We start from the raw sequence: 22,033 nt of genomic DNA, 5'->3' as shown, positions 1-22,033 counted from the left end.
TTAATTTATAGATTAGACTTCTTGGCAAAAGTCGGGAAAAGGGTAAAGGTTAAAGGGGAAAGGGAAAATAACAAACCTTTCCCCCTTCCCCCTTCCCCTTTTCCCCTCTCTTGCAAAAAGCACTTTTGCAAGAGGTCTATTAGCTTCAAGAACTATATCTTTTGATCGGCAGTGGATAAGCTCAGGTAAAATTTATCGCAATAGTAATGTAAAATAATTATCTGGATGATGTCTGGTTTAAATCTATAGCCTAAACAAAATCTAAATTACTAAAGCTGGGAGTTGGGAAACTCCGGTGAAATTCCGGGACTGTGCCGCAGCTGTAATGGGATGACCCAAGTCAGAATGCCAACTCTCAGGATGTCCTCAAGACACACTCACCGTCTACTCCCTGCGTTGCACGGGGAAGGAGTTATAAGTATTGGTTTCTAGATTTGCCACTTGTCCTGGCTTGTTTTATGCTACTCCCGCCGCCGATGGTATATTATCTCGCGTTAGAATACCAGGTGGAATTATTAGTAGTCAGCAGTGCCGTGCGATCGCAGATATAGCAGAACAGCACGGTGGCGGTTATATAGATGTGACTAACCGAGCTAACCTGCAAGTTCGTGAAATCCGCACGGGGATAAATGCTGAGGTTCTGAAGTACCTCCAAAATATGGGATTGGGTTCTGGCAATACTGTTGTAGACCAAATCCGCAATATTATGACCAGTCCAACTGCTGGTATCGATCCTCAAGAATTAATCGACACTCGCCCTTTTGTCCAAGGTTGGGATGATTATATTGCAGCACATCCGGCGCTTTCGGGACTGTCGGCAAAATTTAGCGTTTGCTTTGATGGTGGTGGGATAATTCGGGTGTGCGATCGCTTGAATGATATCGCCTTTGCAGCTGTCTTACTTAACGATAATGTTTACTTTCGTCTCTATCTCAGTGTTGGCGAGAAAAGTCAACCCCCCAGCGATACGGGAATTTTGTTATCACCAGAGGACTGTTTGCCCGTCTTAGCAGCTTTAGCGGATGTCTATCTAGCTTATAGTCATACTACGAGTAAGCGGCGGCTACGTCTAAGAGAGTTATTGAATAGTTTGGGTTGTGAAAATTATCTCCAAGAAGTTGAACAGCGTTTACCTTTTTCTCTTTTATGCAGTGAAATAAGAAAAGACGTACTCTCCGACCAAGGCAAGCTACGGTGTACACACAAGTCTGAAACAGTTCACTCATCAGAGTTTAAGCGTAAGTTTTACCCCTCCCTAACCCTCCCCTTGGAAAGGGGAGGGAACTGTATTTCTAGTTTCCCCCCAATGCATGGGGGGATTATGGGGGGTAATTCGACTTGTGTGTACACTGTAGAGGAAGGCAAAGGGGAAAAATATCAGCATATTGGCATCCATCCCCAACGTCAGCAAGGCTTATTTTACATTGGTGTTGTCTTGCCCTTGGGCCGATTGCAAAGTAGACAGATGCGGGGTTTAGCAGATTTAGCAGCAAAATACGGCAGTGGAACTCTCAGGCTAACCCCTTGGCAAAATTTGCTTCTTACAGATATTCCTCAGCAATGGGTTGCTGATGTCCAAGGTGAAATTGCTTTATTAGGATTAGATTCCTCTGCAAACAACATCAAGGGTGGATTAGTTGCCTGTTCTGGAAAAAAAGGTTGCGCCGCTTCTGCCACAGACACTAAAAGTCATGCGTTGGCATTGGCAGAGTATCTTGAAACTCGCGTTACTCTCGATTATCCAGTTAATATCCACTTTACTGGCTGCGAAAAATCTTGTGCCCAGCATAGCAAAAGTGATATTACTTTCCTTGGCGTCAGCATTGAGGCTGAAAATAGAACTGTGGAAGGCTATCACGTTTATGTTGGTGACAGCAAGCAGAAATTCGGACGCGAACTATATCAATATGTAACTTTTGCCGAACTACCTGCATTAATAGAGCGGATGCTATATGTATATAAAATTCAACGCTTAAATTCTGATGAGTCCTTTGGAGAATTTGCTAATCGATTTGCACTGGAACAATTACAGCAATTATTTAATATAATCCCTCAATCAATTGCGAACAACAAAATTGCCACCTTTTTAGAGAAGTCGGCAATCTGAGCCTGTTGATTTTTATATGTCAATCCCAAATTTAAAATCCCAAATTTAATGCCCGACTATATCCGAGATGCCAACGAAATTTACCGTAATTCTTTTGCAATCATCCGGTCAGAAGCGAACTTAGATGTCTTGCCACCAGATGTAGCAAAAGTTGCTGTACGTCTCATTCATGCCTGTGGGATGACGGATATTGTTACTGACTTAGGATATTCACCAACAGCAGTACAATCCGCAAGGGCAGCACTGGCAGCAGGAGCGCCAATTCTGTGCGATTGTCGAATGGTTGCCGATGGCGTTACTAGACGGCGGTTGTCTGCAAACAATCAAGTTATCTGTACTCTTAACGAGCCGGAAGTGCCAGAACTTGCCCAGCGTATGGGTACTACAAGGTCGGCAGCGGCCCTAGAATTATGGCGATCGCGCCTAGAAGGCTCAGTAATCGCAATTGGCAATGCACCCACAGCCCTGTTCAGGCTTTTAGAAATACTCGATGAAGGAGCTACTAAACCTGCAATTATCTTGGGCTTTCCAGTGGGGTTTGTCGGTGCAGCCGAATCAAAAGCCGCATTGGCAGCAGATAGCAGAAATGTACCATTTTTAACCTTACATGGTCGGCGCGGTGGAAGTGCGATCGCGGCAGCAGCAGTTAACGCCCTGGCAACGGAGGAAGAATGAATATGCAACCCAAAGGTCGTCTCTATGGAATTGGTGTCGGCCCAGGCGATCCCGAACTATTAACTCTGAAAGCGCTGCGGCTATTACGTGCGGCTCCTGTGGTAGCTTATCAATCAGCCACAGATAAAGAAAGTATCGCTAGAGCGATCGTGGCGCAGTATCTTCCTGGCAATCAAATTGAGGTATTATTTCACCTCCCCCGCGCTTTGGAACCAGAAAAGGCCAAGTCTATTTATGACAAGGAAATTGAACCAATCGCCGACCATTTAGCAGCCGGTCGAGATGTCGTAGTGTTATGTGAGGGCGATCCATTTTTCTATGGTTCCTTCATGTACCTGTTCACGCGGTTATGTGACCAATACGAAACAGAAGTTGTCCCCGGAGTTTCCTCGCTAATGGCTTGTCCGGTAGCCTTGGGTGTACCTTTCACCTACTACACCGATATCCTCACCGTCTTACCTGCGCCATTACCAGCAGAAGAACTGACTACACATCTGCTGATGACCGACGCAGCTGCAATTATGAAACTAGGCCGTCACTTTACCAAAGTACGAGATATCCTGCATAAATTGGGGCTAGCGTCACGAGCAAGATATATTGAGCGGGCATCAACATCACAGCAACGCATCATTCCCCTAGATGAAGTCGATCCAGCCGAAGTACCCTATTTTTCAATGATTGTGATTCCCACCAAGAATCGACTATAGACTGACCTTTTCTTTTCGGTAAAGGCATTGTTTAGGTGAATTCTAGTAATAAATTTACCATAGCCGTTGGTTTCGACTACTTCGACTTCGCTCAGTACAAGTTCGCTCAACCAACTGAGTAGTCGAGAGTTGAGCGTACCCCTGCGGGGAAGCAAGCTACGCGTAGCGTCTTCAAGAGTTGTCGAAACTTGTCAACATAGGTATTTTTTCATCAGAAATCACCCTAACCTATAATTTAGACTTTACCATAAAGAAATACTTCAAGAAAAGTTGATGGCTTCTAATAGCACCTTCACTCCTGAGACGATCGCTGCTGGCTTTCATGCCCTGTCTGACCCACTACGGATTAAGGTATTAGAACTTCTGCGTTCTCAAGAACTATGCGTGTGTGACCTGTGTGAACACCTGGGAACCACTCAGTCTAAACTGTCTTTTCACCTCAAAACCTTGAAAGAAGCTGGCTTAGTTCGTGCTCGTCAAGAAGGGCGCTGGATTTACTACAGCCTCAATCTGCCGCAGTTTGTTGCCTTAGAGCAGTATTTAGCAGAATTCCGCCGCTTTAGCCCAATATTACCTATTCGTCCCCCGTGCGAGAGTTAAAAATACATCAATTTTTTTTGTAATATTTTGTTTACTTCTACTTGTTTACGGATTGACAAATCAACTTTTTTTGAAATGATAGAGATATACTCTTGATATAACTCACGAATTTTAGATTTTCAATTTTGGATGTTGGATTGAATAATCTGAAATTCCTGCTCGAAGCTCCTGCATTCATGTATGGGGTTAATTGTAATGAACAAAAATACTTCAAAACGCCTCTCCTTTATTGACCGCTTCCTAACCTTATGGATTTTTTTAGCAATGGCGATCGGTGTAGGTATTGGCTATTTCTTTCCTGGAGTAGAAGCCTTTATCAACCAGTTCCAGGTGGGAGCAACCAATATACCAATTGCCATCGGGTTAATTCTGATGATGTATCCGCCCTTAGCCAAGGTGCGGTATGAAGAATTAGGCGATGTATTTCGCAACGGAAAAATTCTTGGTGTTTCACTAATTCAGAATTGGATCATTGGGCCAATTTTGATGTTTGCTCTGGCAGCTATCTTCTTACATAATTACCCAGAATACATGACGGGATTGATTTTGATTGGATTAGCCCGGTGTATTGCAATGGTAGTTGTGTGGAGCGACTTGGCACGAGGCAATACAGAATACACGGCTGGATTGGTTGCCTTCAACAGTATCTTTCAGGTTATCTTTTATAGCCCTTATGCCTGGTTTTTCATCACTGTACTGCCGCCACTATTCGGGTTACAAGGCAGTGTTGTTAATGTCAGCATTGCTGAGATTGCTGAAAGTGTGTTTATCTATCTCGGTATTCCCTTTTTGGCTGGATTTTTCACTCGTTACTTCTTAGTAAAACTGAAAAGCAAGCAGTGGTATCACGAAGAATTTGTACCTAAAATCAGCCCGATCACGCTGATTGCTCTGTTATTTACAATCGTGGTTATGTTCAGCTTGAAAGGGAATTTGATTGTTCAGATCCCCTTAGATGTGGTGAAGATTGCAATTCCGTTGATCGTCTACTTCATCATCATGTTTTTAGTCAGCTTTTACATGGCTTGGCGCGTTAAAACAGACTATTCTAGAGCCGCAAGTGTAGCGTTTACATCGGCAGGAAATAATTTTGAACTAGCGATCGCAGTTGCGATCGCAGTATTTGGCATTAATTCGGGTGTTGCTTTTGCCGCTGTCGTCGGGCCTTTGGTGGAAGTGCCTGTATTAATTGGTCTTGTGAACGTTGCTTTCTGGTTTGAGAAACGTTATTTTTCACCATCAGAATCGAGAACCTAATAAATTTAGTCAAATTATTCAGAGGATTTGAACCATGAAACGTGTGATGTTTGTCTGCAAAAAGAATTCTGCCCGTTCCCAAATGGCGGAAGGTTTTGCTAAAACTCTTGGTAAGGGAAAGATTGCAGTGATTAGCTCTGGATTAGAAGCAAGTCAGGTTAGACCAGAAGCGATCGCAACCATGAAAGAAATTGGTATCGACATTACCGATCAACACTCCAAACCCCTGAGTGATTTCCAAGCACAAGACTTTGATGTAGTGATTTCTTTGTGTGGCTGTGGGGTGAATTTGCCGCCTGAATGGGTTGTGCGGGAAGTATTTGAAGACTGGCAGTTAGATGATCCAGCAGAACAACCAGAAATTTTTCCGAGAGTCCGCGATGAAATCAAAGAACGGGTGACTCAATTAATTGAGTCTGTGAATAAAGAATTTACAACTGCTCGATAAATATTACTTGTAGTACTGGAATTAAACTAAGGCTCAAACCAATGGAGCAAGAAACAATTCAACCAATTTCAGAGAACCTCTGGTGGGTGATTTTTGCAAGAGTTGGAAAAGAATAAGCAATTACCATGACGACATTTGACCATCCCCCCAGAATTTTATTTTTGTATGGCTCCCTGCGTGAGCGTTCCTATAGCCGCCTCTTGGCAGAAGAAGCCGCACGCATCATTGAAGAATTTGGGGCAGAGGTAAAGTTTTTCGATCCCCGTGAACTGCCGATTTACGGTAGCGTACCTGACAGCCACCCAAAGGTGCAGGAGTTGCGTCAATTAAGCTTGTGGTCAGAAGGACAGGTATGGTCTAGCCCAGAGTTGCACGGTCAAATTTCTGGCATTATGAAAAACCAAATTGACTGGATTCCCCTCAGTATTGGAGCCGTTCGCCCGACTCAAGGGAGAACTTTGGCTGTGATGCAAGTAAGTGGTGGATCTCAGTCTTTCAACGCTGTCAACACATTAAGAATTCTTGGGCGCTGGATGCGGATGTTTACGATCCCGAATCAATCTTCAGTGGCTAAAGCATATCAGGAGTTTAACGAAGACGGGACTATGAAGGATTCGCTCTACCGCGATCGCGTGGTCGATGTGATGGAAGAACTTTACAAATTTACCTTGCTATTGCGTGACAAAGTTGATTATCTCACAGACCGCTATAGTGAACGTAAAGAAAAAGCTGCCAAAGAGACAATCAAGATAGCCTCTCAATCTCTTGAAGTTAACTCTAAAACAAATTGACTATTGAGTATCCAAAAAAAGATAACCTCCTGGCAGATTGAACCAGGAGATTGAAAAAAATTGATTCATCTTTACAAGCGTTGTAGCAGGCTCAAACCGTGGCTATCAGTACCACAGGTATTGAAAAGAAAGTATTCATCAGCCAACTTTTGCACTTGTTCTGATTCCAATACGCTGGGTTTCCAAGGGTTAGGGTTATTGTAGGCGTAGAAAGTTTCCACACCATCGATGCCCTTTTCGGACGCAGCTGGAATTAAGTCAAAAAGCGATCGCTTGTAACGAGCTGGATGAGCCAAAACTGCCAATCCCCCAGCTTCATGAATAGCGGCAATCACGTTACTTGCCTGATATTCTTGCCCTGTAGTCGCCCTTCTTTGCAGATAGGGTTTCATACTAGGGTGTTCTGTCGCAAAAGCATAAGCCAAAATGTGAACTTCTATATTCAAAAGGTTGGCATTGATTTCTACGCCACTCCACAGGTGAGGAGTTATTGCATGAGGATTATTCCACTTCCAATCTTCTAACCAAGCAAGCGCCGCTTGATAGCCGACAATACCATGATGATCGGTGATGGCTAACCCTTTTAACCCAATAGCGATCGCCTGCTCCATCAATGCACTAGGCTGCAATCTACCATCCGAGTAGACAGTGTGCATGTGAAAGTTGAATAACCTTGGACAACTATGTGCATCAATATTACGGAATACTTGCTTTAAAAGTTCTGCCGAAGTTGTAGTACGGGCCAAATTTACAGCCATAACCCCCTCTGAAGAAAAATATCTATCCTTAACACACTAAAATGCCACATCTCTGGATGAGAAAGAACCAATACTAAAAATTAGTATCAGCTGCTACTTTCTCAGCAAATTTTTCAATATGTTAAGACTACGTTAGCAAATCTTAATCTCAGTAGTCATGGGTAATACAAACTACTTTTCTTTTAAGCAGTAGTAAATATTACATCTAATTTTTCATAAATGCGCCTATAACATCTGTGGTAAATGACTTAGAAAATAAAGGTTTAGTAAAGTAATTACCTCTAATCAGCCTGAAATGCAAATTGATTTTGTGTGTAAAAAGTATAATTTATCTCAGTAATTACAGCTTTTTTTTAACCAATAATGGCTTTAGCTACCGCATAAGAGAGTCTAAAATAGCTTCGAGAAAACTAGCGATGTCTACGATGGTCACTGAGCGACTTGCCTTGAGCGAAGTCGAAAGGAGCCGAAGTGCGGGCTATGCCTACGCTTGGGTTGCATTATACTCCTCGCGCAATTCCAAAAGAATCTCCTTTCAAGGTGACTCCCAAGGGTTCTATCACTACCTCGCGGGAAACAGACGTTTCAACTCTTCCAGCAATCACAGCCGAAAGTTGATGTTCTCTTGCAAGCAGGACAATTCTTTCTGCATCCTGTTCCGACTCTGTATAGAATGCGAATCCTGCACCGTAATTGAACACCGAAAGCATCGTCTCGGCTCCGCCCTCAAGATGACTCTCAACAAATGTAAATATTTCTGGTACTGGGAGCATTGTTTTGATAACGTACCGAAGCGGCTTCACCGACCGCATCAGCTTTTGCCAGCCATGACCAGTGATATTCTCCATCGCTGTGGGACGAATTCCTTCGCCAAGCACCGCCTGTACAAGGGGCGTATAGAGATACGACGCAGCATTCATCGCTTCCCAGAACTCCTGCCCACTCGGAAGTTTTGTTCTGTAGCCATCAGGAAGCGACTCAGCAAGCTTTCGCAGTGGGGTAAAACCGTTCTCATGGGGGCCCGAACTTTCGACCAGAACAATAGTATTTCCGGCATCCAGACGCGAGCTATCAATGGGAGCGACACCAGCCGGCATAACCCCAAAAACCGAGCCGGCGATATCGAGCCGCCCTGGAATCATCTTAGTTTTTAGTTGAGGAGTTTCCCCTGAGAGATAGACACACCCGACTCGTTTGCACCCCTCAACTACTCCATCAAGAAACCCATCAAGGAAAGCAGGGGTAAAGATTGTTTCAGGAGTACTCGACGGCAGATAAAGACCCAGAAGTATAGTCTGCATACCTGAAGTTGCAGCATCGTTAGTCAGACAGGAGATGATCTTGATGCCAATATTCCACCAGAATCGTCGAAGTTCTTCTTCGGAAAGGTCATCAGGGCGGGTATCGTCTGCGGTGCCCAGTCCTTCGGGGACAAGTGTCATCGAAAGTTCTCTAGCCCCCGCCTCTAGAAATGGAGCGAGGTTGAAGCTGAAAGCGTTAGCACTTGCTCCCAGACCTGACGCGGGGACGATGCCATAAGCGCTTGCAAAGCCAAGTGTGCGTTTTGCTGCATCGATGAAGCGTCGTTTTGCAGCATCGAGAGTATCGTAATCGACTTGATCGAGAGCTTGAGCCATCAGGTTGCGTTTTAAGTTAGAAGTTAGGAGCTAGGAGTTAAAAGTTAGCAAAACTCATAACTCATAACTCCTCACTTTAAAATACCTCAAAATACCTCATCTTCAATACCACGCCACCATTCACCCAATTTCATCAAGTCTTGGTAAATATCTTCTAATTCTTTGGTATAAACATCGTTTGTCAGGGTGGCTCGACGCTCTTGCAATTTTTTGAGGCGCAGTTGTACCAATACCCAAGGTTTGGATATGCTATTCGTTGCTTCAATGTATTGCGCTAGTTCTTTGCTATCCATATATTTTGATTTACACACCATCCCCCTCAAGGCCTAACCAAAAACAGTCACGATACTAGTAGGTCGCCAAGTGAACTTGGTGGGGTAAAGGGTAAGGGGGAAGGTGGGGTCCCCTCTGGGGATAAGGGGCAGGGGGAAAGGTTTTAAATCCCTTACCCTTTCCCCTTTCCCCTTTCCCCAGCCCCCACCCAGCATTTTTTGGTTGGCAGACTACTAGTACAATGTCTAAGCTAGTTTTCAGGGTTTGTAGTAAGCACTTTAGTGCTTAGACAATAAGGACTAAAGTCCTTACTACGAACTCGCTTACCCATCAATTTAAACTTAACTGACTACTGTCGTGACTGCTGATAAGGGTGTTAAATGAATTATTTCTACTTTACATATCTGGCACAAGCTACATAGCTGCAAAGTAGCTGACTAAAAGACATCGCAGCCAGTTCAAAACTGCCAATTAATTAAGCTTTAGCCAAGTTTTCAGCAGCAAAGTCCCAGTTAACCAAGTTTTCTAGGAAATTCTTGATGAACGCTGGACGAGCGTTTTTATAGTCAATGTAGTAGGCGTGTTCCCAAACATCCAAGGTTAGGAGTGCCTTCTTACCATGAGCTAGGGGATTTTCTGCATTTGGTGTTTTGATCACCTTTAGCGTACCACCATCATCGATCAGCCAAGACCACCCGCTGCCGAATTGAGTCGCAGCCGCGTTAGAGAACTCTTCCTTGAATTTGTCGAAGCTACCAAAATCTTTATCAATTTTGGCTGCGAGTTCACCAGTGGGTGTGCCACCACCTTGTGGTTTCAAAGAATTCCAGAAGAAAGTGTGGTTCCAAACTTGAGCAGCGTTGTTGAAGATTCCCACCTTAGAGGAGTCTTGGAAGGAAATTTTGATCACTTCTTCTAGGGACTTATCAGCAAGTTCTGTACCTTCAGTGAGCTTGTTGAGGTTGTCTACATAAGCTTTGTGATGCTTGCCGTAGTGATACTCAAAAGTTTCAGCTTTCATGCCAAAAGGCTCTAGAGCATCCTTTTCAAAGGGTAGTGGGGGCTGTACAAATGCCATTGTGTCAAATCCTCTCTTTACCGGTTTCCAGTTTTAAGCTATTGCAAAAGTTGGGGAAATTAATAGCTTTTATTTGTAGGGGTTTTATGTCTTTGATTAGCGAAACATAAAACTTAACATCGTCATTCTACTACCAAAGTGAAGATAAAGTGAAGACGGAAACAAAGTACTTTGGTGATAAGTCAAATCACCAGCTATTCCTGACTATAAATAAAAATGACTAATATTTCATAGCGAAGGGTCAATAACTAATTAGCATTTAGCAATTAAAGCTTTCATACTTCTATCTTTAGTAAGATTAATTACGATCTAAAAAATCAGTCGAAAGCCAGATGATTTAATTTTAAATAAATAGTAATATTTATTAACACTTAGTAAGTGTTAATTTTTCAATAAGATAGCCAATATTCAAATTATCTATTTGATTTTTAAATATAGTTTTGGGGATGGTAAGTGAATAATCACTTACCCACCACCCTTTGAAACTAATAGCAACTAGCAGCAATTAATACTAAGATAAACGCTGTTGGTAATAGTTAACGATTTGTGCAGTGACTTCAGACACTTCCAAACCATCAGTTTGAAGTTCGATCGCATCTGCTGCTTTCTGCAAAGGAGAAACCTTGCGTGTACTATCTTTCCAGTCACGTTCGGCGATGTCGTGTTCCAGCTGTTCTAAACTCACTTCAGGTTGACCTTGGGTGTTAAAGTCTTGCTGGCGGCGACGGGCACGTTCACTGACAGAAGCGGTTAAGAAGATTTTAACTTCGGCATCGGGAAATACGTGAGTACCAATATCCCGACCTTCAGCAACTAAACCACCTCTTTTACCCCAGCTTTGCTGTTGTTTAACTAGTGCTTGACGGACAGCGCCTTGTGCAGCGATCGCAGATACAAGAGATGTTACCTCAATGGTGCGAATTACCTGGGTAACATCAGTACCATCAATCCAAACCTGCACGGATGATTGTAAATCCTGGGTGGGAGTAAGTTCAATTTTACACAGATTAGTTAATTCCGCGATCGCACACTCATCGTCAATAGCAATTCCCTTTTGCAGTACTAACCAAGTGACAGCACGGTACATTGCTCCTGTATCTAAATACACTAAATTCAGGTTTGCTGCCACTTGCCGCGCCACTGTAGATTTTCCAGCACCAGCTGGGCCATCAATGGCGATAATAGGTTGACGATCGCGCAATATCGTATTGTCAATCAAACGTGTAGTACCAAAACGAGCTGCGATCGCCAACATTCCTTCCTCCTCAACTTTTTCTAAAGACATCAACGTAGTCGGTTCAACCAATTCAATATATTCCACTGAGACCGTGCTGACCATTGCCACTTCTTGCTGTACCACTGCTATCAACTTGTTGCTATTGCGATCGCCTGCAATGAATGCAGCTTCCGCTCGTTGCAAGCCACGATATAAGACTGCTGCTTGCTCTTTTGCCGTTGCAGTCAAATATTGATTGCGAGAACTGAACGCCAGACCCGACGCTTCCCGTACTGTTGGACAAGCAACAATTTCTACTGGCAAATTCAAGTCAGCCACTAAGCGTTTAATAATTGCTAGTTGCTGACCATCCTTTTGACCAAAGTAGGCACGGTCAGGCTGTACCAAATTGAAAAGTTTAGTAACAATCGTAGCGACACCCTGAAAGTGACCTTGCCGAGTACGACCACACAAGCCTGTCATCATAGCAGATGGAGGGATAACTTGTGTAACCTTTGATTCTTGTATACTCTTCTGGGGAACTGCCATTTCTTCCGGAGTCGGTGCAAAAATGGCATCTACGCCAGCTTGTTCGCAAAGTTGTTGGTCTTGCTCTAAAGTGCGAGGATAGCGTTGATAATCCTCGTTAGGAGCAAATTGCAGGGGATTGACGAAAATACTCACAATCACCGTAGAATTTTCGTGCCGCGCCCGTTGGATCAAGCTTAAATGACCTTGATGCAAATTTCCCATCGTTGGCACCAGACCGACTGCCGTCTTATACCAGCCAGTCATTTCATCTAGTCTGAGATCCTCAGCAACCGCAATTAGCTTGTTTTCTGAGCAGCGTTTAGTTAAATAGCAGCGTAAAGCTGCGACTGTTGTCAGCAGGCGCACAAAAATACCCCTAGTTCTTATCGATCCCTCCCCCGTTAGTTTATATCTGAAATAGAGGGAAGAGATGATTGAACTAGGGGAATTAAGTGATACGGAACTGGGATTGGGCTTAGGGTAAAGGTTATAGGTGACAGGTGATAGGGAACAATCTTTCCCCTGTAACCTGTAACCTGTAACCTACTGGATTATTTCCCTAAGACTTCAATCTGTACTGGTGCTATGCCACTGCCCATCATTCCCAAAATTCGAGCCGCGCCGGTAGATACGTCAATGACTCGACCTCGAATGAATGGGCCTCGGTCATTAATCCGCAGCACTACGGAACGACCATTGCGGGTGTTGGTTACACGAACTTTTGTACCAAAGGGTAAGCTGCGATGAGCAGCAGTCATGCCTTCAGGGTTGAATCTCTGGCCGCTAGCAGTGCGATTACCAGCAAAGTCATAGCCATAAAAAGAAGCTACACCTCTCAAAGTGGATCGCACTACTCCAACGGCAACCTGTTGAGGCAGCTTTGGTATTGATATTTGTTGACGGACTGGTAAATTCGCAATTTCTTTTATAGGAGATGCATTGCCTAGTAGTCTCCGCAAGCGATTGGTTGCTTGCAATGCATCTTGCGCCAAATTGTTAGTACTATCTGCTAGTCGCGTACCTTCGTTGATTTCGACCAGTTCTTCGCCATTAATTTTGATTACATAGCGATCGCCATCTTGTTGCGCAGGGACGCTTTTGTTTTGCGCTTGATTGGCAGTAGACTTTTCGCCCGCTTTCCAACTGACGGTAATTTTACTCCCGTCCACGTTTTCTCGATTCAACTGGTTGATCTTAGCTGCTATTACACCAGCTATCTGAACCGGGTCATTCTCAGCGGAGCTAATCTGGTTACTCGCATCTGTTAGGTTCCCAGTATTTAATGCATTTGATGAATTGCTAGCAATAAGGGCGTACCCTTGTACGCCCCCAGTATTGCCAATTGCACCAACTTTTTTAGTCTCAAGATTCGTATTTGATACAGAACTCAAAAAGGTGAGAACAGGTATATTTTTGATAAAAAGGGTTGCCGCCTTACGTCCTCTAATTTCGTGAGGATGAATTTCTGTAATCACAGCATCCAAGGTTTGTTTCCCTGCTGTTGATTGGTACTCTCCCACCTTAACCACATCAGGGGTGGGTGATTTTTGGGATGCTAGCGCATTTCCTTTGGTGGTTTGAGTGCAACCGACTGAGGGTATTCCCAAAACAGCCATAAACAGGGCAACAATAGTCCACAAATGTCTTTGATTCATGCGTCCGTTTTTGAAAGCGACTGTAGAACTTAAAGTTTTATAACTTGCGGGATTTATCACTAATGAAAGTGATTTCCCTTTTGAAAAACTCGAACTCGTTCCGTTTTCACTTTGTTCTTTATAACTGCAACAGACTAACACGAACCTTTTGGCTTGGGGATCAGGGTTTTAGCGTAACTCTCGTCCACTTTCTCAAATTTCCATTCCAATTTGAAGGTCGAAACCTTTCTCAAAAGCGGACTTTGGCTATGTAACGCTTTTTTCCGTAAGTCAAAAAATTCTTAAAAAAACTTTACGCTTATTTCACACTAAAGTAGCGATACCTTATTCACATCACTTCTAAAGGCTCGCAACTATCCGTGTATTCTAGATCACATACTTTTTGGCTATTTCCTCTAAGAAGGTAATATAACTTTAATTAAATAGCAACGGCATAAATGCTTAAAATCATTTATTTAATGAAATCTTTAGATTTAACTATGAATAAGTGGTGATATGAGTTACATCTTAAATAATTATGCAAATTAGTTTGAGTTTAATATCTTTTTTGAAAGTTTTTTCTACTTACATCAATCACTACTTTTATTCTCCACAACTAGACTGATATTAGTAACAAATAAAACTTTGTCTTACCGTATTACTGAGTATAAAAAAAAGGACAATACCCAAACTAATATTTTTCAGGATTAATGACTTAAAAATTAAGAAAACTTTGCGATCGCTTAAACAACAGATATGGCTTGTAACAAAAAATACATCTTATTTCGTATAATTTCAGTAATTGCTCAAGTATGATTTTTTAGAGCAAGCTATTTTTGACAAAATCTTTGTAACAGTAGGGATGTACAGCTGTACCTCTTCTATATATAGTAGGTATTTTGGAAAATGCCATCAGCCTAATGACAAACCAAGTGCATCCAGGAGATTTAGAAATAGAACCATCGCCATTAAAAGCTTTTCTCTACGAGTTACATTCCCAGTACAAGTCACTGCGGGAGGGTACTGTAGCGAAATACATTCCCGAACTAGCAAAGGCAAACCCGGATTTGTTCAGCATTTGTATTGTGACAGTAGATGGTCAGATTTACAAAGTTGGGGACTACGAGCAACTTTTTACCATTCAGTCAATTTCCAAGGTGTTTGCTTATGGACTTGCCTTAGAAGATCATGGACTGGATTATGTTTTAACTAGAGTTGGCGTGGAACCGACAGGAGATGCATTCAACGCGATTGTTTTGGATGAGCAATCGAAACGACCTTATAATCCAATGGTAAACGCTGGAGCGATCGCCACCACTAGCTTAATTAAAGGTTCCGGCCCTACCGAACGCCTGAACCGAATGCTGGATATGTTTCGGCGATATATTGGGCGCGACGTATTCGTTGACATTTCAGTTTTTACTTCAGAACGGAGTACAGGGCATCGTAACCGCGCAATGGCGCATTTGATGCTCAACTTTGGCATGATTGACCGAAACATTGAAGAGGCGCTGGATCTTTATTTCCAGCAGTGTGCTGTGATGGTGAATTGTCAAGACTTGGCGGTGATGGCGGCTACTCTTGCGAACAGAGGTATTAACCCCATCACCAAAGAAGGGGCGATAGATAAGCGTTACATCAAAGATATTTTGAGTGTTATGTATACCTGTGGGATGTACAACTTTGCAGGTGAATGGGCTTATAAAATTGGGATTCCGGCAAAAAGTGGGATTTGTGGTGGGATTATTGCCGTTGTACCCAATAAAATGGGCATTGGAGTTTTTTCGCCGTTGTTGGATGTGCGTGGTAATAGTGTACGGGGGGTAAAGGTGTGTGAAGAACTTTCCCAACGTTTAGGTTTACATCTATTTGATTGTTCAGGCGAAGAGGCGAAATTTCAATAAATAAGGGTATTGCTGAATTAAGGGATGATTCTTGTGGGGTGGGCATCCTGCCCGCCCGGAAATACAAGGGACGGGCAAGATGCCCATCCTACAAAAATAGTAAAATCATCCCGCAAATATGCAACCCCTAAATAAGAATTCAGAAGTCAGAAGTCAGAAGGAATTACTCCCTTCTTGCGCCAGCAGCATACCTGAATTTTTTGACGTAGGCGCAAAGCGTCTGCCGTAGGCTAGCGTCATCGCGCAGCGTCTCGCAGATAAGGACACCAAGGAAGAGAGAGAAAAACCTTTCATGGGTAGAGTATTCTGAATTCTGACTCCTATTTATTAGACTTCTTGCAGAAGTGGGGTAAGGGGTAAGGGGCAAAGGGGAAAGCAGCGATAGAATTACCCTTTCCCTTTAACCTTTACCCTTTCCCCCTCTTGCAAAACTAGTTTTGCAAGAGGTCTATTAGCTCTGTTTAAAACCATCTATTACTTTTTCCAAATACTTTGTGGAGGCAGTTTCTGTTTGAGAACGGATAATTAACTCTGGCATTGTTAATTTAGAGCGAAGCTGGCAGTACAAGTTAATGGTATGTTGAAGCGATCGCGCAATTTCTTTTTGATCGTGTTTAGCGGGAATAGTCTGGCGAAAATCGCTCAAATAAGACGGAATTTCCCTTTCCAAATTTCTCACGCCGCGTGGAAGTAGTCCAGCTTGCACTTTGGCTAATGGAGCCAGAACTTGCCCACGCAGAAAAGAAAGAAAATCAATGACTTCAAAAAGTTCACCTCTTCCTAATTTAGTTGCACCATAATGTACCCAGACCCAGAAGCGGTCTTCAATCCACTGCGGGTCAAAGGGTGGATAGTTCCGTGGGTTCTCTGAGACAGCTAAAGTTAGTAGATTTCCTCGCTCCCATAGAATAATCGGATTTTCTACGCGGTCTGTTTGAAAATCTTGTAAAAGCAAAAACTTCAAATCGACGTGTATAAGAGGACTGTCATAGAGACAGATTAACAATCTAGGTTCGCCGACGTGTTCACCGGTAAAAGCTGCTAGCAGTTTCCCTAGTTTGCTGGCTAGAAGCTGACGCTCGTTTAAAACTTGCTCATAGTGAACATCATCCACAACAATAATCAAGTCGAGGTCAGAATACTCATCCATTTCTCCACTCAAATAGGAACCACCGACCGCTACACCCAGTAAACGGTCATCCGTCTTCAACTTTGCCAGAATTTGTTCTAAAAGCTCTTGTTGTGGTTCAGGAACAGGCATACTATCTCAAATTACAGCAGCGATCGCAAAATACCAAATAACACTATATATAGTTGCCAAATTTTAAATTATCCCTTTTCGCATGTCCGTCCAACCGTATGCAACCTCAATTAGGAGCTATATCCGCCAGAGGCATCGCCCTTGATAAAAAACTTTTTGGCTTAATCTTATAATTTAAGATAATATCTCAATCAAGTATCATCTAAACAAGATTAAATCAAGAGAGTCACAGATGGTTTCTTCCAACAGCAAGATAGGTATTATCGGCGCAGGGACATCAGGGGCTTATCTTGCAACTTTACTTATTCAAGAAGGGTTTCAAGTTGACTTGTTTGAAAAAGCACCTGTAGTCCGTACCGATGGATGTGGCATTCTTATTGTCCAATCAGGTATGGAAGCACTTCATCAAGGAAACCCTCAAATCAGCCAAAAAATTATTAGCTCAAGCGATCCTGTAAAATACTTTGAGTTTCGCAACCTTAAAGGTGGATTTATCAATTCAGAAACCGTCACCTATGCTGAAGATGAACTACCAGGAATGCTTGTACACCGTAAGGCAATTTTAGAAGCAATCCTCGATACTTTACCTCCTAATATTATTCATTTTAATGCTCAATTAGCTTCGATAACCCAGACTGAGAATAGTGCGATCGCACACTTTAAAGATGGAAGTCACTGGGAAGGGGATCTGATAGTGGGTGCTGATGGCATTCTTTCTAAGGTTCGGCAGTTTGTAGTTCCGAATGTAAAACTATGCTATTTAGGCGATCTAGTTTGGCGAGGGATTGTGACAGATAATAGCTTCTGTCCAGAAGGAAACTTTTTTGTTTATGTACGCGGTCGAGGAATTTATGCAAATTTCTTTCATATTGGTGGAAATCTGACTCATTGGGGTTTCTTTATAGAAAAAGAGCAGACGGGTTCTGAAATAGGCGCACTACAACCAACTGATATATCTATTCCTCCCGAAGAATTAGCCAAACTCCCAGAGGATGCACGAAATGTAATTGAGTCTACCCCTGCGGAAAATATTATCTGTCGTTATTCCTATGACATCGATCCCCTGCCTCAACTGTATGATGGTCGCGTTATTTTAATTGGTGATGCGGCTCACGCAAAAAGTCCGACTCGCGCTAGAGGTATGACTTCGGGTTGGGAAGATGGTTTGGCTTTAACGCAACATCTCGCGTCTAGTGGTAGTATTCCCGAAGCTCTCGAAAATTATCAGACAGAAAGATTACCCATTGTCCACGAATATCAACGCACGAGTCGTGAAATGAGCCAGAAAATTGGTCGTCGTTAGCCAAGGTGAAATTCAAAGTAAAATTAGTTTTTATCTAAAATAAATGAGTAACGATCCTGTAATGAGCGAAAATATCATCACCCCGGCGATATCTGTCGATCTGGAGAAAGTTCCAGAGATTTTTACACGTCATATTGGCACTTGGAAAGGTGAGTTTATTAAAACTGATAAACGCGGACATTTTTCTCGCAGCTTTTTCGGTACTTTTACCATCTTGATTGAGGGGAGTCAGTACCGACAGGTTAACAATTATGAATACTCAGATGGCTCTCGCCTCCAGCTGAATTTTGAAGGATACTTTGAAGATAGAATTGTGAAATTTGTTTCTAGCAGTTATTCTGATTTTTCCGCCATCGCTTGGGATGCTGGTCAGGACACGATTTGCTTTCGGATAACGAAAACTCAAGATAACGCCCTGATTACATTTATAGAAACAATGACTTTACTCGATGAAAATCACCGAGTTCGTAGTACGCAAGCTTTTAAAGATGGCATTTTTGATGGTATCTCCTTTATTGAAGAAATTCGTCTTTCCTAAATAGATTAGATAGTCCCAGATTTGAGCAAGGAAGGTTGCAATTGAGCAAAATTGGGTGATTTGACCTTTATTTTTAATAAAATTAAACTGGTTCTGAAAGTTGCTTATCCAGACGGCGAAACAAAAACAGCCAAAGCGGTAGAGAACTATTAATCGCAATTAGTCGTACTAAATGACCAGTTGTGACAATTTCAACATTATGATTCAATGCCAGGGAAACCAGGATCATTTCTGCCGATCCTCCTGGTGCTGTGACTAAAAGACAGGTTAACCAGTCCCAAGAGGTTAATTGCATCGCAAGTACAGCAGCGATCGCTCCGGCTATAAGAGTCATTCCTACAGACATCAAGGCATAGGCAACAGTCCGCTTTCTAAAGTTGGGTTTGTCTCCCCAATATTCACCAATCGTAATTCCCAACAGCATTTGGCCCAATAAGTTAATTAAAGGCGGCGGACTAAAGCTAATATCACCCACAAAAGGCAGCCAATGTAGCAAAGGATTAAACCCAATACCAATCAGCAATGCACCAAAGAAATCGCCAGCAGGTATTTTAAATAATATAGCTGGATAAACTACTAATCCAGTGATTAGGAGTACTAACAAGAGTAATTCTAATTGAGATGGATCGAGATTGAGCCAAGCAGCGTTGATTGGAAGTGTTTGCGGATAGTAATTACCAGTTGATGTTTTCGCGACGAGGGGAATTAGAATAACTACACAGGTGACGCGAATCGCCTGAACTAGGGCAACCAAGCTAACATTTTTATTGTAATCGGCTGCGATCGCTGCCATAATTCCTACACCACCAGGAACTGTAGCCAGCATTGCTGTAAATAGGTTGGTTTTGCTGACGCGGGAGTAAATGTAACCGATACAGGTTCCACTTAGTAGCAGAAACAAGGTAAGAAAAATAAATATGGGAATACCGGAAGCAACACTAGCTAGATTAGCGTGGGCATTGGAAGCGCCGACAGTTAAGCCGACAAGTGCCATTCCCACTTTTCTAGCAGTGCGATTAGGTGGGGGGGAATATTGATAAAAAATTCGACACCCTTGGAGAATCACTGTACCTGCGGCAATCCCGCCAAATATCCAGGCAATCCTGCCAATTTGGAACTTTGTGAGCAGTAAACCCAGAGGTAATGCCAGAAGCATCTCCAAGACAAGGACAATTAGTTGCTTCCTAAATAGCTGCTGTTTGGTAGCAACAGGATTTTGATGAGTGTGTTCTTCCAGGCTGGGAGTAGCACTTAGACTTTGATTCATCGATACTAAGCTTTTTTTTAAGTCTAAGCTATAGGTGCAAAAGTGGATCTCCGGTGATGCGATCGCACATTACCAGCAACAAGCAAAAAGATATCAACCCTGGAAACATAGTCCTTAATCTGGATACTGGCGTTGGCTGCATTCGATCCGCGAGTGAAAGCGAGGGTTACTTTACTGCGCTGCTCAACTTGAAACCTTACTCCAAAGTTGACGTGACTATTTTTTGCGGGAAGTAGGTAAATAGAATTAAATGTAAAGCTTGTGTAGATTGCTTAAGGCATGAAACCTAACTAAAAAAGGAGAGTAGTTGCAATGACAATTCATCAAAACGGACTTTTTGTTCAACCAAATCAAGGTCGTTCTTATTACTTTGGTCAAGACCTCTATACATTCAAAGCAATTGGTGAAGAGACAGGAGAAGCCTATGCGCTTTGTGAGGTAATCGTTGCACCTGGTGGTGGTACGCCTCCCCATCGGCACAGCAGAGAAAATGAATCATTTTATGTTCAAGATGGAGAAATTGAATTCCAGCTTGACGATCGCATCCTTGTTGCAACGGCTGGAACGTTCCTCCATTCGCCCAAAGGTCAGCTTCATCGATTTACTAATACCACCTCTGTACCTGCCAAACTTTTAGTTTGGGTGACACCTGCTGGATTTGAGAAATTTATTGCCGAAGTTGGAAAGGCGGTGAATGGTCAAATTACATCTGCCCCACCATTGAGTCCTGAAGACTTAGATAAAATTCTCACCACTTCACCTAAGTACGGCATCGAGATTATTCCTCCCCCTCCTGGGCAATGACAACACGAGGCACGAAGACTCACCATAAAGCATAACAACGAGTTTTAACTAGGGGCAATTGGTAAGGGATTTCTAAATAAAAAATGGATATTGGGACAGGTTGTATCCTATGGTGTTGTATTATGTTCAATGAAATACCTAATTATTAAGACCACAGGGGCAAAGAGCACACTTCGATTCCGTTTCCTACGGGACGCTACGCGTAGCTTGCTTCCACAAAATGGTACGACTACGCTACCTTGGCTTTGCTCGGCACAAGTCAGGGCAAGTCGCTCAGTGACCGGGAGAAAAGAGTTTTAGATTTTTGCATAGATATCTCGAATAATCGTTAATTAACTGGACTTGATGTAACAGAGCGCCTTCTAGATTCAAAGTCATTGGAACAGTTATGAAACTAAAAGATAAGATTGCACTAGTTACAGGCAGTAGCCAAGGAATTGGACAGGCGATCGCAATTCGTCTAGCGCAGGAAGGAGCAAGTATTGTCATCAACTACCGCTCTCATCCTGAAGGGGCAGAAGAAACCTTATCGAAGATAAAGGCGGCTGGTGGCCAGTGCCATATAGTAGACGGGTTTACAATTCAGGCAGATACAGGTACGGTTGCCGATGTGCAGCGCATGATTGCAGACAGTATTTCCCACTTTGGCAATCTGGATATTTTGGTTAACAATGCAGGCATTGAAAAAAACGCCAACTTTTGGGATGTGACTGAAGCAGATTACGATGCTGTCATGAATGTGAATCTCAAAGGAATATTTTTTGCCACACAGGCATTTGTGCAACACCGATTAGAAACAAAGCAACCTGGCAAGATAATTAATATTAGTTCCGTACATGAAGAATTACCCTTTCCGCACTTTGCTGCCTACTGTGCTAGCAAAGGTGGCTTGAAAATGCTCACCCGTAATTTAGCTGTGGAACTGGCTCCTCATGGCATTACTATTAATAATGTTGCACCGGGGGCAATTGAAACTCCAATCAATACTAAACTATTGAATGATCCACAGAAGTTAGAAGCACTCCTCAAAAACATTCCCTTGGGACGATTAGGACAACCAAGAGATGTTGCCTCTATAGTGGCATTTCTCGCATCTTCTGAGTCAGATTATGTGACAGGCACAACATTTTTTGTTGACGGTGGATTGCTCTGGAATTATCAAGAGCAGTAGAGAGGCAGGGGAGCAGAGGAGCAGGGGAGCAGGGGAGCAGGGGAGCAGAGGAGCGGAGTTCAAAGACTCATTA

At 42.9% G+C, this 22,033-nt stretch carries 20 protein-coding genes and 1 riboswitch; of the genes, 12 read left to right on the top strand and 8 right to left on the bottom strand.

Annotated elements, in window-relative coordinates:
* Window positions 1-262 precede the first annotated feature (262 nt).
* Window positions 263-372, top strand: a riboswitch (cobalamin riboswitch).
* Between the two features lie 49 nt (window positions 373-421).
* From cobG to arsH, 7 genes are all read left to right on the top strand, one after another.
* Window positions 422-2,107: a precorrin-3B synthase gene (gene cobG / locus RMY27_RS08375; protein WP_322662145.1), complete on the top strand. Its 1,686-nt coding sequence runs from the start codon at window positions 422-424 to the stop codon at window positions 2,105-2,107.
* Window positions 2,108-2,155: 48 nt separating this feature from the next.
* The gene (locus RMY27_RS08370; RefSeq protein WP_322662143.1) at window positions 2,156-2,782 is read left to right on the top strand and encodes a precorrin-8X methylmutase; all 627 of its coding nucleotides are present in this window, start codon (window positions 2,156-2,158) and stop codon (window positions 2,780-2,782) included.
* A gap of 2 nt (window positions 2,783-2,784) precedes the next feature.
* Window positions 2,785-3,489, top strand: a complete 705-nt coding sequence (locus RMY27_RS08365) for a precorrin-2 C(20)-methyltransferase (RefSeq protein WP_322662141.1) — start codon at window positions 2,785-2,787, stop codon at window positions 3,487-3,489.
* A gap of 273 nt (window positions 3,490-3,762) precedes the next feature.
* Entirely contained in the window at window positions 3,763-4,089 is a 327-nt protein-coding gene (locus tag RMY27_RS08360; RefSeq protein WP_322662139.1) for a metalloregulator ArsR/SmtB family transcription factor, read from the top strand.
* A 195-nt stretch (window positions 4,090-4,284) separates the two neighbouring features.
* Window positions 4,285-5,346, top strand: a complete 1,062-nt coding sequence (gene arsB / locus RMY27_RS08355; RefSeq protein ID WP_322662137.1) for an ACR3 family arsenite efflux transporter — start codon at window positions 4,285-4,287, stop codon at window positions 5,344-5,346.
* Between the two features lie 34 nt (window positions 5,347-5,380).
* Window positions 5,381-5,794, top strand: a complete 414-nt coding sequence (arsC, locus tag RMY27_RS08350; protein WP_322662136.1) for an arsenate reductase, glutathione/glutaredoxin type — start codon at window positions 5,381-5,383, stop codon at window positions 5,792-5,794.
* 125 nt (window positions 5,795-5,919) lie between these two features.
* The gene (gene arsH / locus RMY27_RS08345; protein WP_322662134.1) at window positions 5,920-6,585 is read left to right on the top strand and encodes an arsenical resistance protein ArsH; all 666 of its coding nucleotides are present in this window, start codon (window positions 5,920-5,922) and stop codon (window positions 6,583-6,585) included.
* Between the two features lie 71 nt (window positions 6,586-6,656).
* Here arsH and RMY27_RS08340 read toward each other — a convergent pair whose 3' ends face one another.
* The 6 genes from RMY27_RS08340 to RMY27_RS08315 all read right to left on the bottom strand — a co-directional run bounded on the left by RMY27_RS08340 (window position 6,657) and on the right by RMY27_RS08315 (window position 13,733).
* Window positions 6,657-7,343, bottom strand: a complete 687-nt coding sequence (locus tag RMY27_RS08340; protein WP_322662133.1) for a PHP domain-containing protein — start codon at window positions 7,341-7,343, stop codon at window positions 6,657-6,659.
* A 500-nt stretch (window positions 7,344-7,843) separates the two neighbouring features.
* On the bottom strand, window positions 7,844-8,980 hold the full coding sequence (locus RMY27_RS08335) for an AIR synthase related protein (RefSeq protein ID WP_322662131.1): 1,137 nt from the start codon (window positions 8,978-8,980) through the stop codon (window positions 7,844-7,846).
* A gap of 86 nt (window positions 8,981-9,066) precedes the next feature.
* On the bottom strand, window positions 9,067-9,273 hold the full coding sequence (locus RMY27_RS08330; protein ID WP_099099470.1) for a hypothetical protein: 207 nt from the start codon (window positions 9,271-9,273) through the stop codon (window positions 9,067-9,069).
* 455 nt (window positions 9,274-9,728) lie between these two features.
* Window positions 9,729-10,331, bottom strand: a complete 603-nt coding sequence (locus RMY27_RS08325; RefSeq protein ID WP_094350617.1) for a superoxide dismutase — start codon at window positions 10,329-10,331, stop codon at window positions 9,729-9,731.
* Between the two features lie 511 nt (window positions 10,332-10,842).
* A complete protein-coding gene (locus tag RMY27_RS08320) occupies window positions 10,843-12,444 on the bottom strand; it encodes a bifunctional pantoate--beta-alanine ligase/(d)CMP kinase (RefSeq protein ID WP_322662129.1) in 1,602 nt (533 codons plus the stop codon).
* Window positions 12,445-12,629: 185 nt separating this feature from the next.
* Window positions 12,630-13,733 carry a septal ring lytic transglycosylase RlpA family protein gene (locus tag RMY27_RS08315; protein WP_322662127.1) on the bottom strand — a complete coding sequence of 368 codons (1,104 nt, stop codon included), beginning with the start codon at window positions 13,731-13,733 and terminating at the stop codon, window positions 12,630-12,632.
* A gap of 899 nt (window positions 13,734-14,632) precedes the next feature.
* Between RMY27_RS08315 and glsA the strand changes: the two genes are divergently transcribed.
* Complete coding sequence (glsA, locus tag RMY27_RS08310; protein WP_322662125.1) at window positions 14,633-15,616, top strand: glutaminase A; 984 nt, start codon at window positions 14,633-14,635, stop codon at window positions 15,614-15,616.
* Between the two features lie 451 nt (window positions 15,617-16,067).
* Here glsA and RMY27_RS08305 read toward each other — a convergent pair whose 3' ends face one another.
* Window positions 16,068-16,877: a nucleotidyltransferase domain-containing protein gene (locus tag RMY27_RS08305; protein ID WP_322662123.1), complete on the bottom strand. Its 810-nt coding sequence runs from the start codon at window positions 16,875-16,877 to the stop codon at window positions 16,068-16,070.
* A gap of 232 nt (window positions 16,878-17,109) precedes the next feature.
* On the opposite strand from RMY27_RS08305, the gene RMY27_RS08300 reads away from it, so the two are divergent.
* Together RMY27_RS08300 and RMY27_RS08295 are read left to right on the top strand one after the other, a co-directional pair.
* Entirely contained in the window at window positions 17,110-18,180 is a 1,071-nt protein-coding gene (locus RMY27_RS08300; RefSeq protein ID WP_322662121.1) for an FAD-dependent monooxygenase, read from the top strand.
* 43 nt (window positions 18,181-18,223) lie between these two features.
* The gene (locus RMY27_RS08295; protein ID WP_322662119.1) at window positions 18,224-18,718 is read left to right on the top strand and encodes a DUF3598 family protein; all 495 of its coding nucleotides are present in this window, start codon (window positions 18,224-18,226) and stop codon (window positions 18,716-18,718) included.
* An 82-nt stretch (window positions 18,719-18,800) separates the two neighbouring features.
* On the opposite strand, the gene RMY27_RS08290 is transcribed toward RMY27_RS08295, so the two are convergent.
* Window positions 18,801-19,985: an AbrB family transcriptional regulator gene (locus RMY27_RS08290; protein WP_322662117.1), complete on the bottom strand. Its 1,185-nt coding sequence runs from the start codon at window positions 19,983-19,985 to the stop codon at window positions 18,801-18,803.
* Window positions 19,986-20,297: 312 nt separating this feature from the next.
* Between RMY27_RS08290 and RMY27_RS08285 the strand changes: the two genes are divergently transcribed.
* Together RMY27_RS08285 and RMY27_RS08280 are read left to right on the top strand one after the other, a co-directional pair.
* Complete coding sequence (locus RMY27_RS08285) at window positions 20,298-20,789, top strand: cupin domain-containing protein (protein WP_322662115.1); 492 nt, start codon at window positions 20,298-20,300, stop codon at window positions 20,787-20,789.
* 388 nt (window positions 20,790-21,177) lie between these two features.
* On the top strand, window positions 21,178-21,960 hold the full coding sequence (locus RMY27_RS08280; RefSeq protein WP_322662113.1) for a glucose 1-dehydrogenase: 783 nt from the start codon (window positions 21,178-21,180) through the stop codon (window positions 21,958-21,960).
* Window positions 21,961-22,033 lie beyond the last annotated feature (73 nt).

The organism is Nostoc sp. DedQUE09 (assembly GCF_034530915.1).
Classification (GTDB): Bacteria; Cyanobacteriota; Cyanobacteriia; order Cyanobacteriales; family Nostocaceae; genus Nostoc.
This window is presented reverse-complemented; position numbering and strand designations above follow the sequence as displayed.

What these genes read in the sequence shown, in the direction of transcription:
- RMY27_RS08315 (WP_322662127.1), bottom strand. Translation starts at nt 13,733, where the DNA reads ATGAATCAAAGACATTTGTGGACTATTGTTGCCCTGTTTATGGCTGTT.
- RMY27_RS08370 (WP_322662143.1), top strand. Translation starts at nt 2,156, where the DNA reads ATGCCCGACTATATCCGAGATGCCAACGAAATTTACCGTAATTCTTTT.
- RMY27_RS08300 (WP_322662121.1), top strand. Translation starts at nt 17,110, where the DNA reads ATGGTTTCTTCCAACAGCAAGATAGGTATTATCGGCGCAGGGACATCA.
- arsH (WP_322662134.1), top strand. Translation starts at nt 5,920, where the DNA reads ATGACGACATTTGACCATCCCCCCAGAATTTTATTTTTGTATGGCTCC.
- RMY27_RS08360 (WP_322662139.1), top strand. Translation starts at nt 3,763, where the DNA reads ATGGCTTCTAATAGCACCTTCACTCCTGAGACGATCGCTGCTGGCTTT.
- RMY27_RS08330 (WP_099099470.1), bottom strand. Translation starts at nt 9,273, where the DNA reads ATGGATAGCAAAGAACTAGCGCAATACATTGAAGCAACGAATAGCATA.
- RMY27_RS08365 (WP_322662141.1), top strand. Translation starts at nt 2,785, where the DNA reads ATGCAACCCAAAGGTCGTCTCTATGGAATTGGTGTCGGCCCAGGCGAT.
- RMY27_RS08325 (WP_094350617.1), bottom strand. Translation starts at nt 10,331, where the DNA reads ATGGCATTTGTACAGCCCCCACTACCCTTTGAAAAGGATGCTCTAGAG.
- RMY27_RS08280 (WP_322662113.1), top strand. Translation starts at nt 21,178, where the DNA reads ATGAAACTAAAAGATAAGATTGCACTAGTTACAGGCAGTAGCCAAGGA.
- RMY27_RS08335 (WP_322662131.1), bottom strand. Translation starts at nt 8,980, where the DNA reads ATGGCTCAAGCTCTCGATCAAGTCGATTACGATACTCTCGATGCTGCA.
- RMY27_RS08340 (WP_322662133.1), bottom strand. Translation starts at nt 7,343, where the DNA reads ATGGCTGTAAATTTGGCCCGTACTACAACTTCGGCAGAACTTTTAAAG.
- RMY27_RS08295 (WP_322662119.1), top strand. Translation starts at nt 18,224, where the DNA reads ATGAGTAACGATCCTGTAATGAGCGAAAATATCATCACCCCGGCGATA.
- arsC (WP_322662136.1), top strand. Translation starts at nt 5,381, where the DNA reads ATGAAACGTGTGATGTTTGTCTGCAAAAAGAATTCTGCCCGTTCCCAA.
- RMY27_RS08305 (WP_322662123.1), bottom strand. Translation starts at nt 16,877, where the DNA reads ATGCCTGTTCCTGAACCACAACAAGAGCTTTTAGAACAAATTCTGGCA.
- arsB (WP_322662137.1), top strand. Translation starts at nt 4,285, where the DNA reads ATGAACAAAAATACTTCAAAACGCCTCTCCTTTATTGACCGCTTCCTA.
- glsA (WP_322662125.1), top strand. Translation starts at nt 14,633, where the DNA reads ATGACAAACCAAGTGCATCCAGGAGATTTAGAAATAGAACCATCGCCA.
- RMY27_RS08290 (WP_322662117.1), bottom strand. Translation starts at nt 19,985, where the DNA reads ATGAATCAAAGTCTAAGTGCTACTCCCAGCCTGGAAGAACACACTCAT.
- RMY27_RS08285 (WP_322662115.1), top strand. Translation starts at nt 20,298, where the DNA reads ATGACAATTCATCAAAACGGACTTTTTGTTCAACCAAATCAAGGTCGT.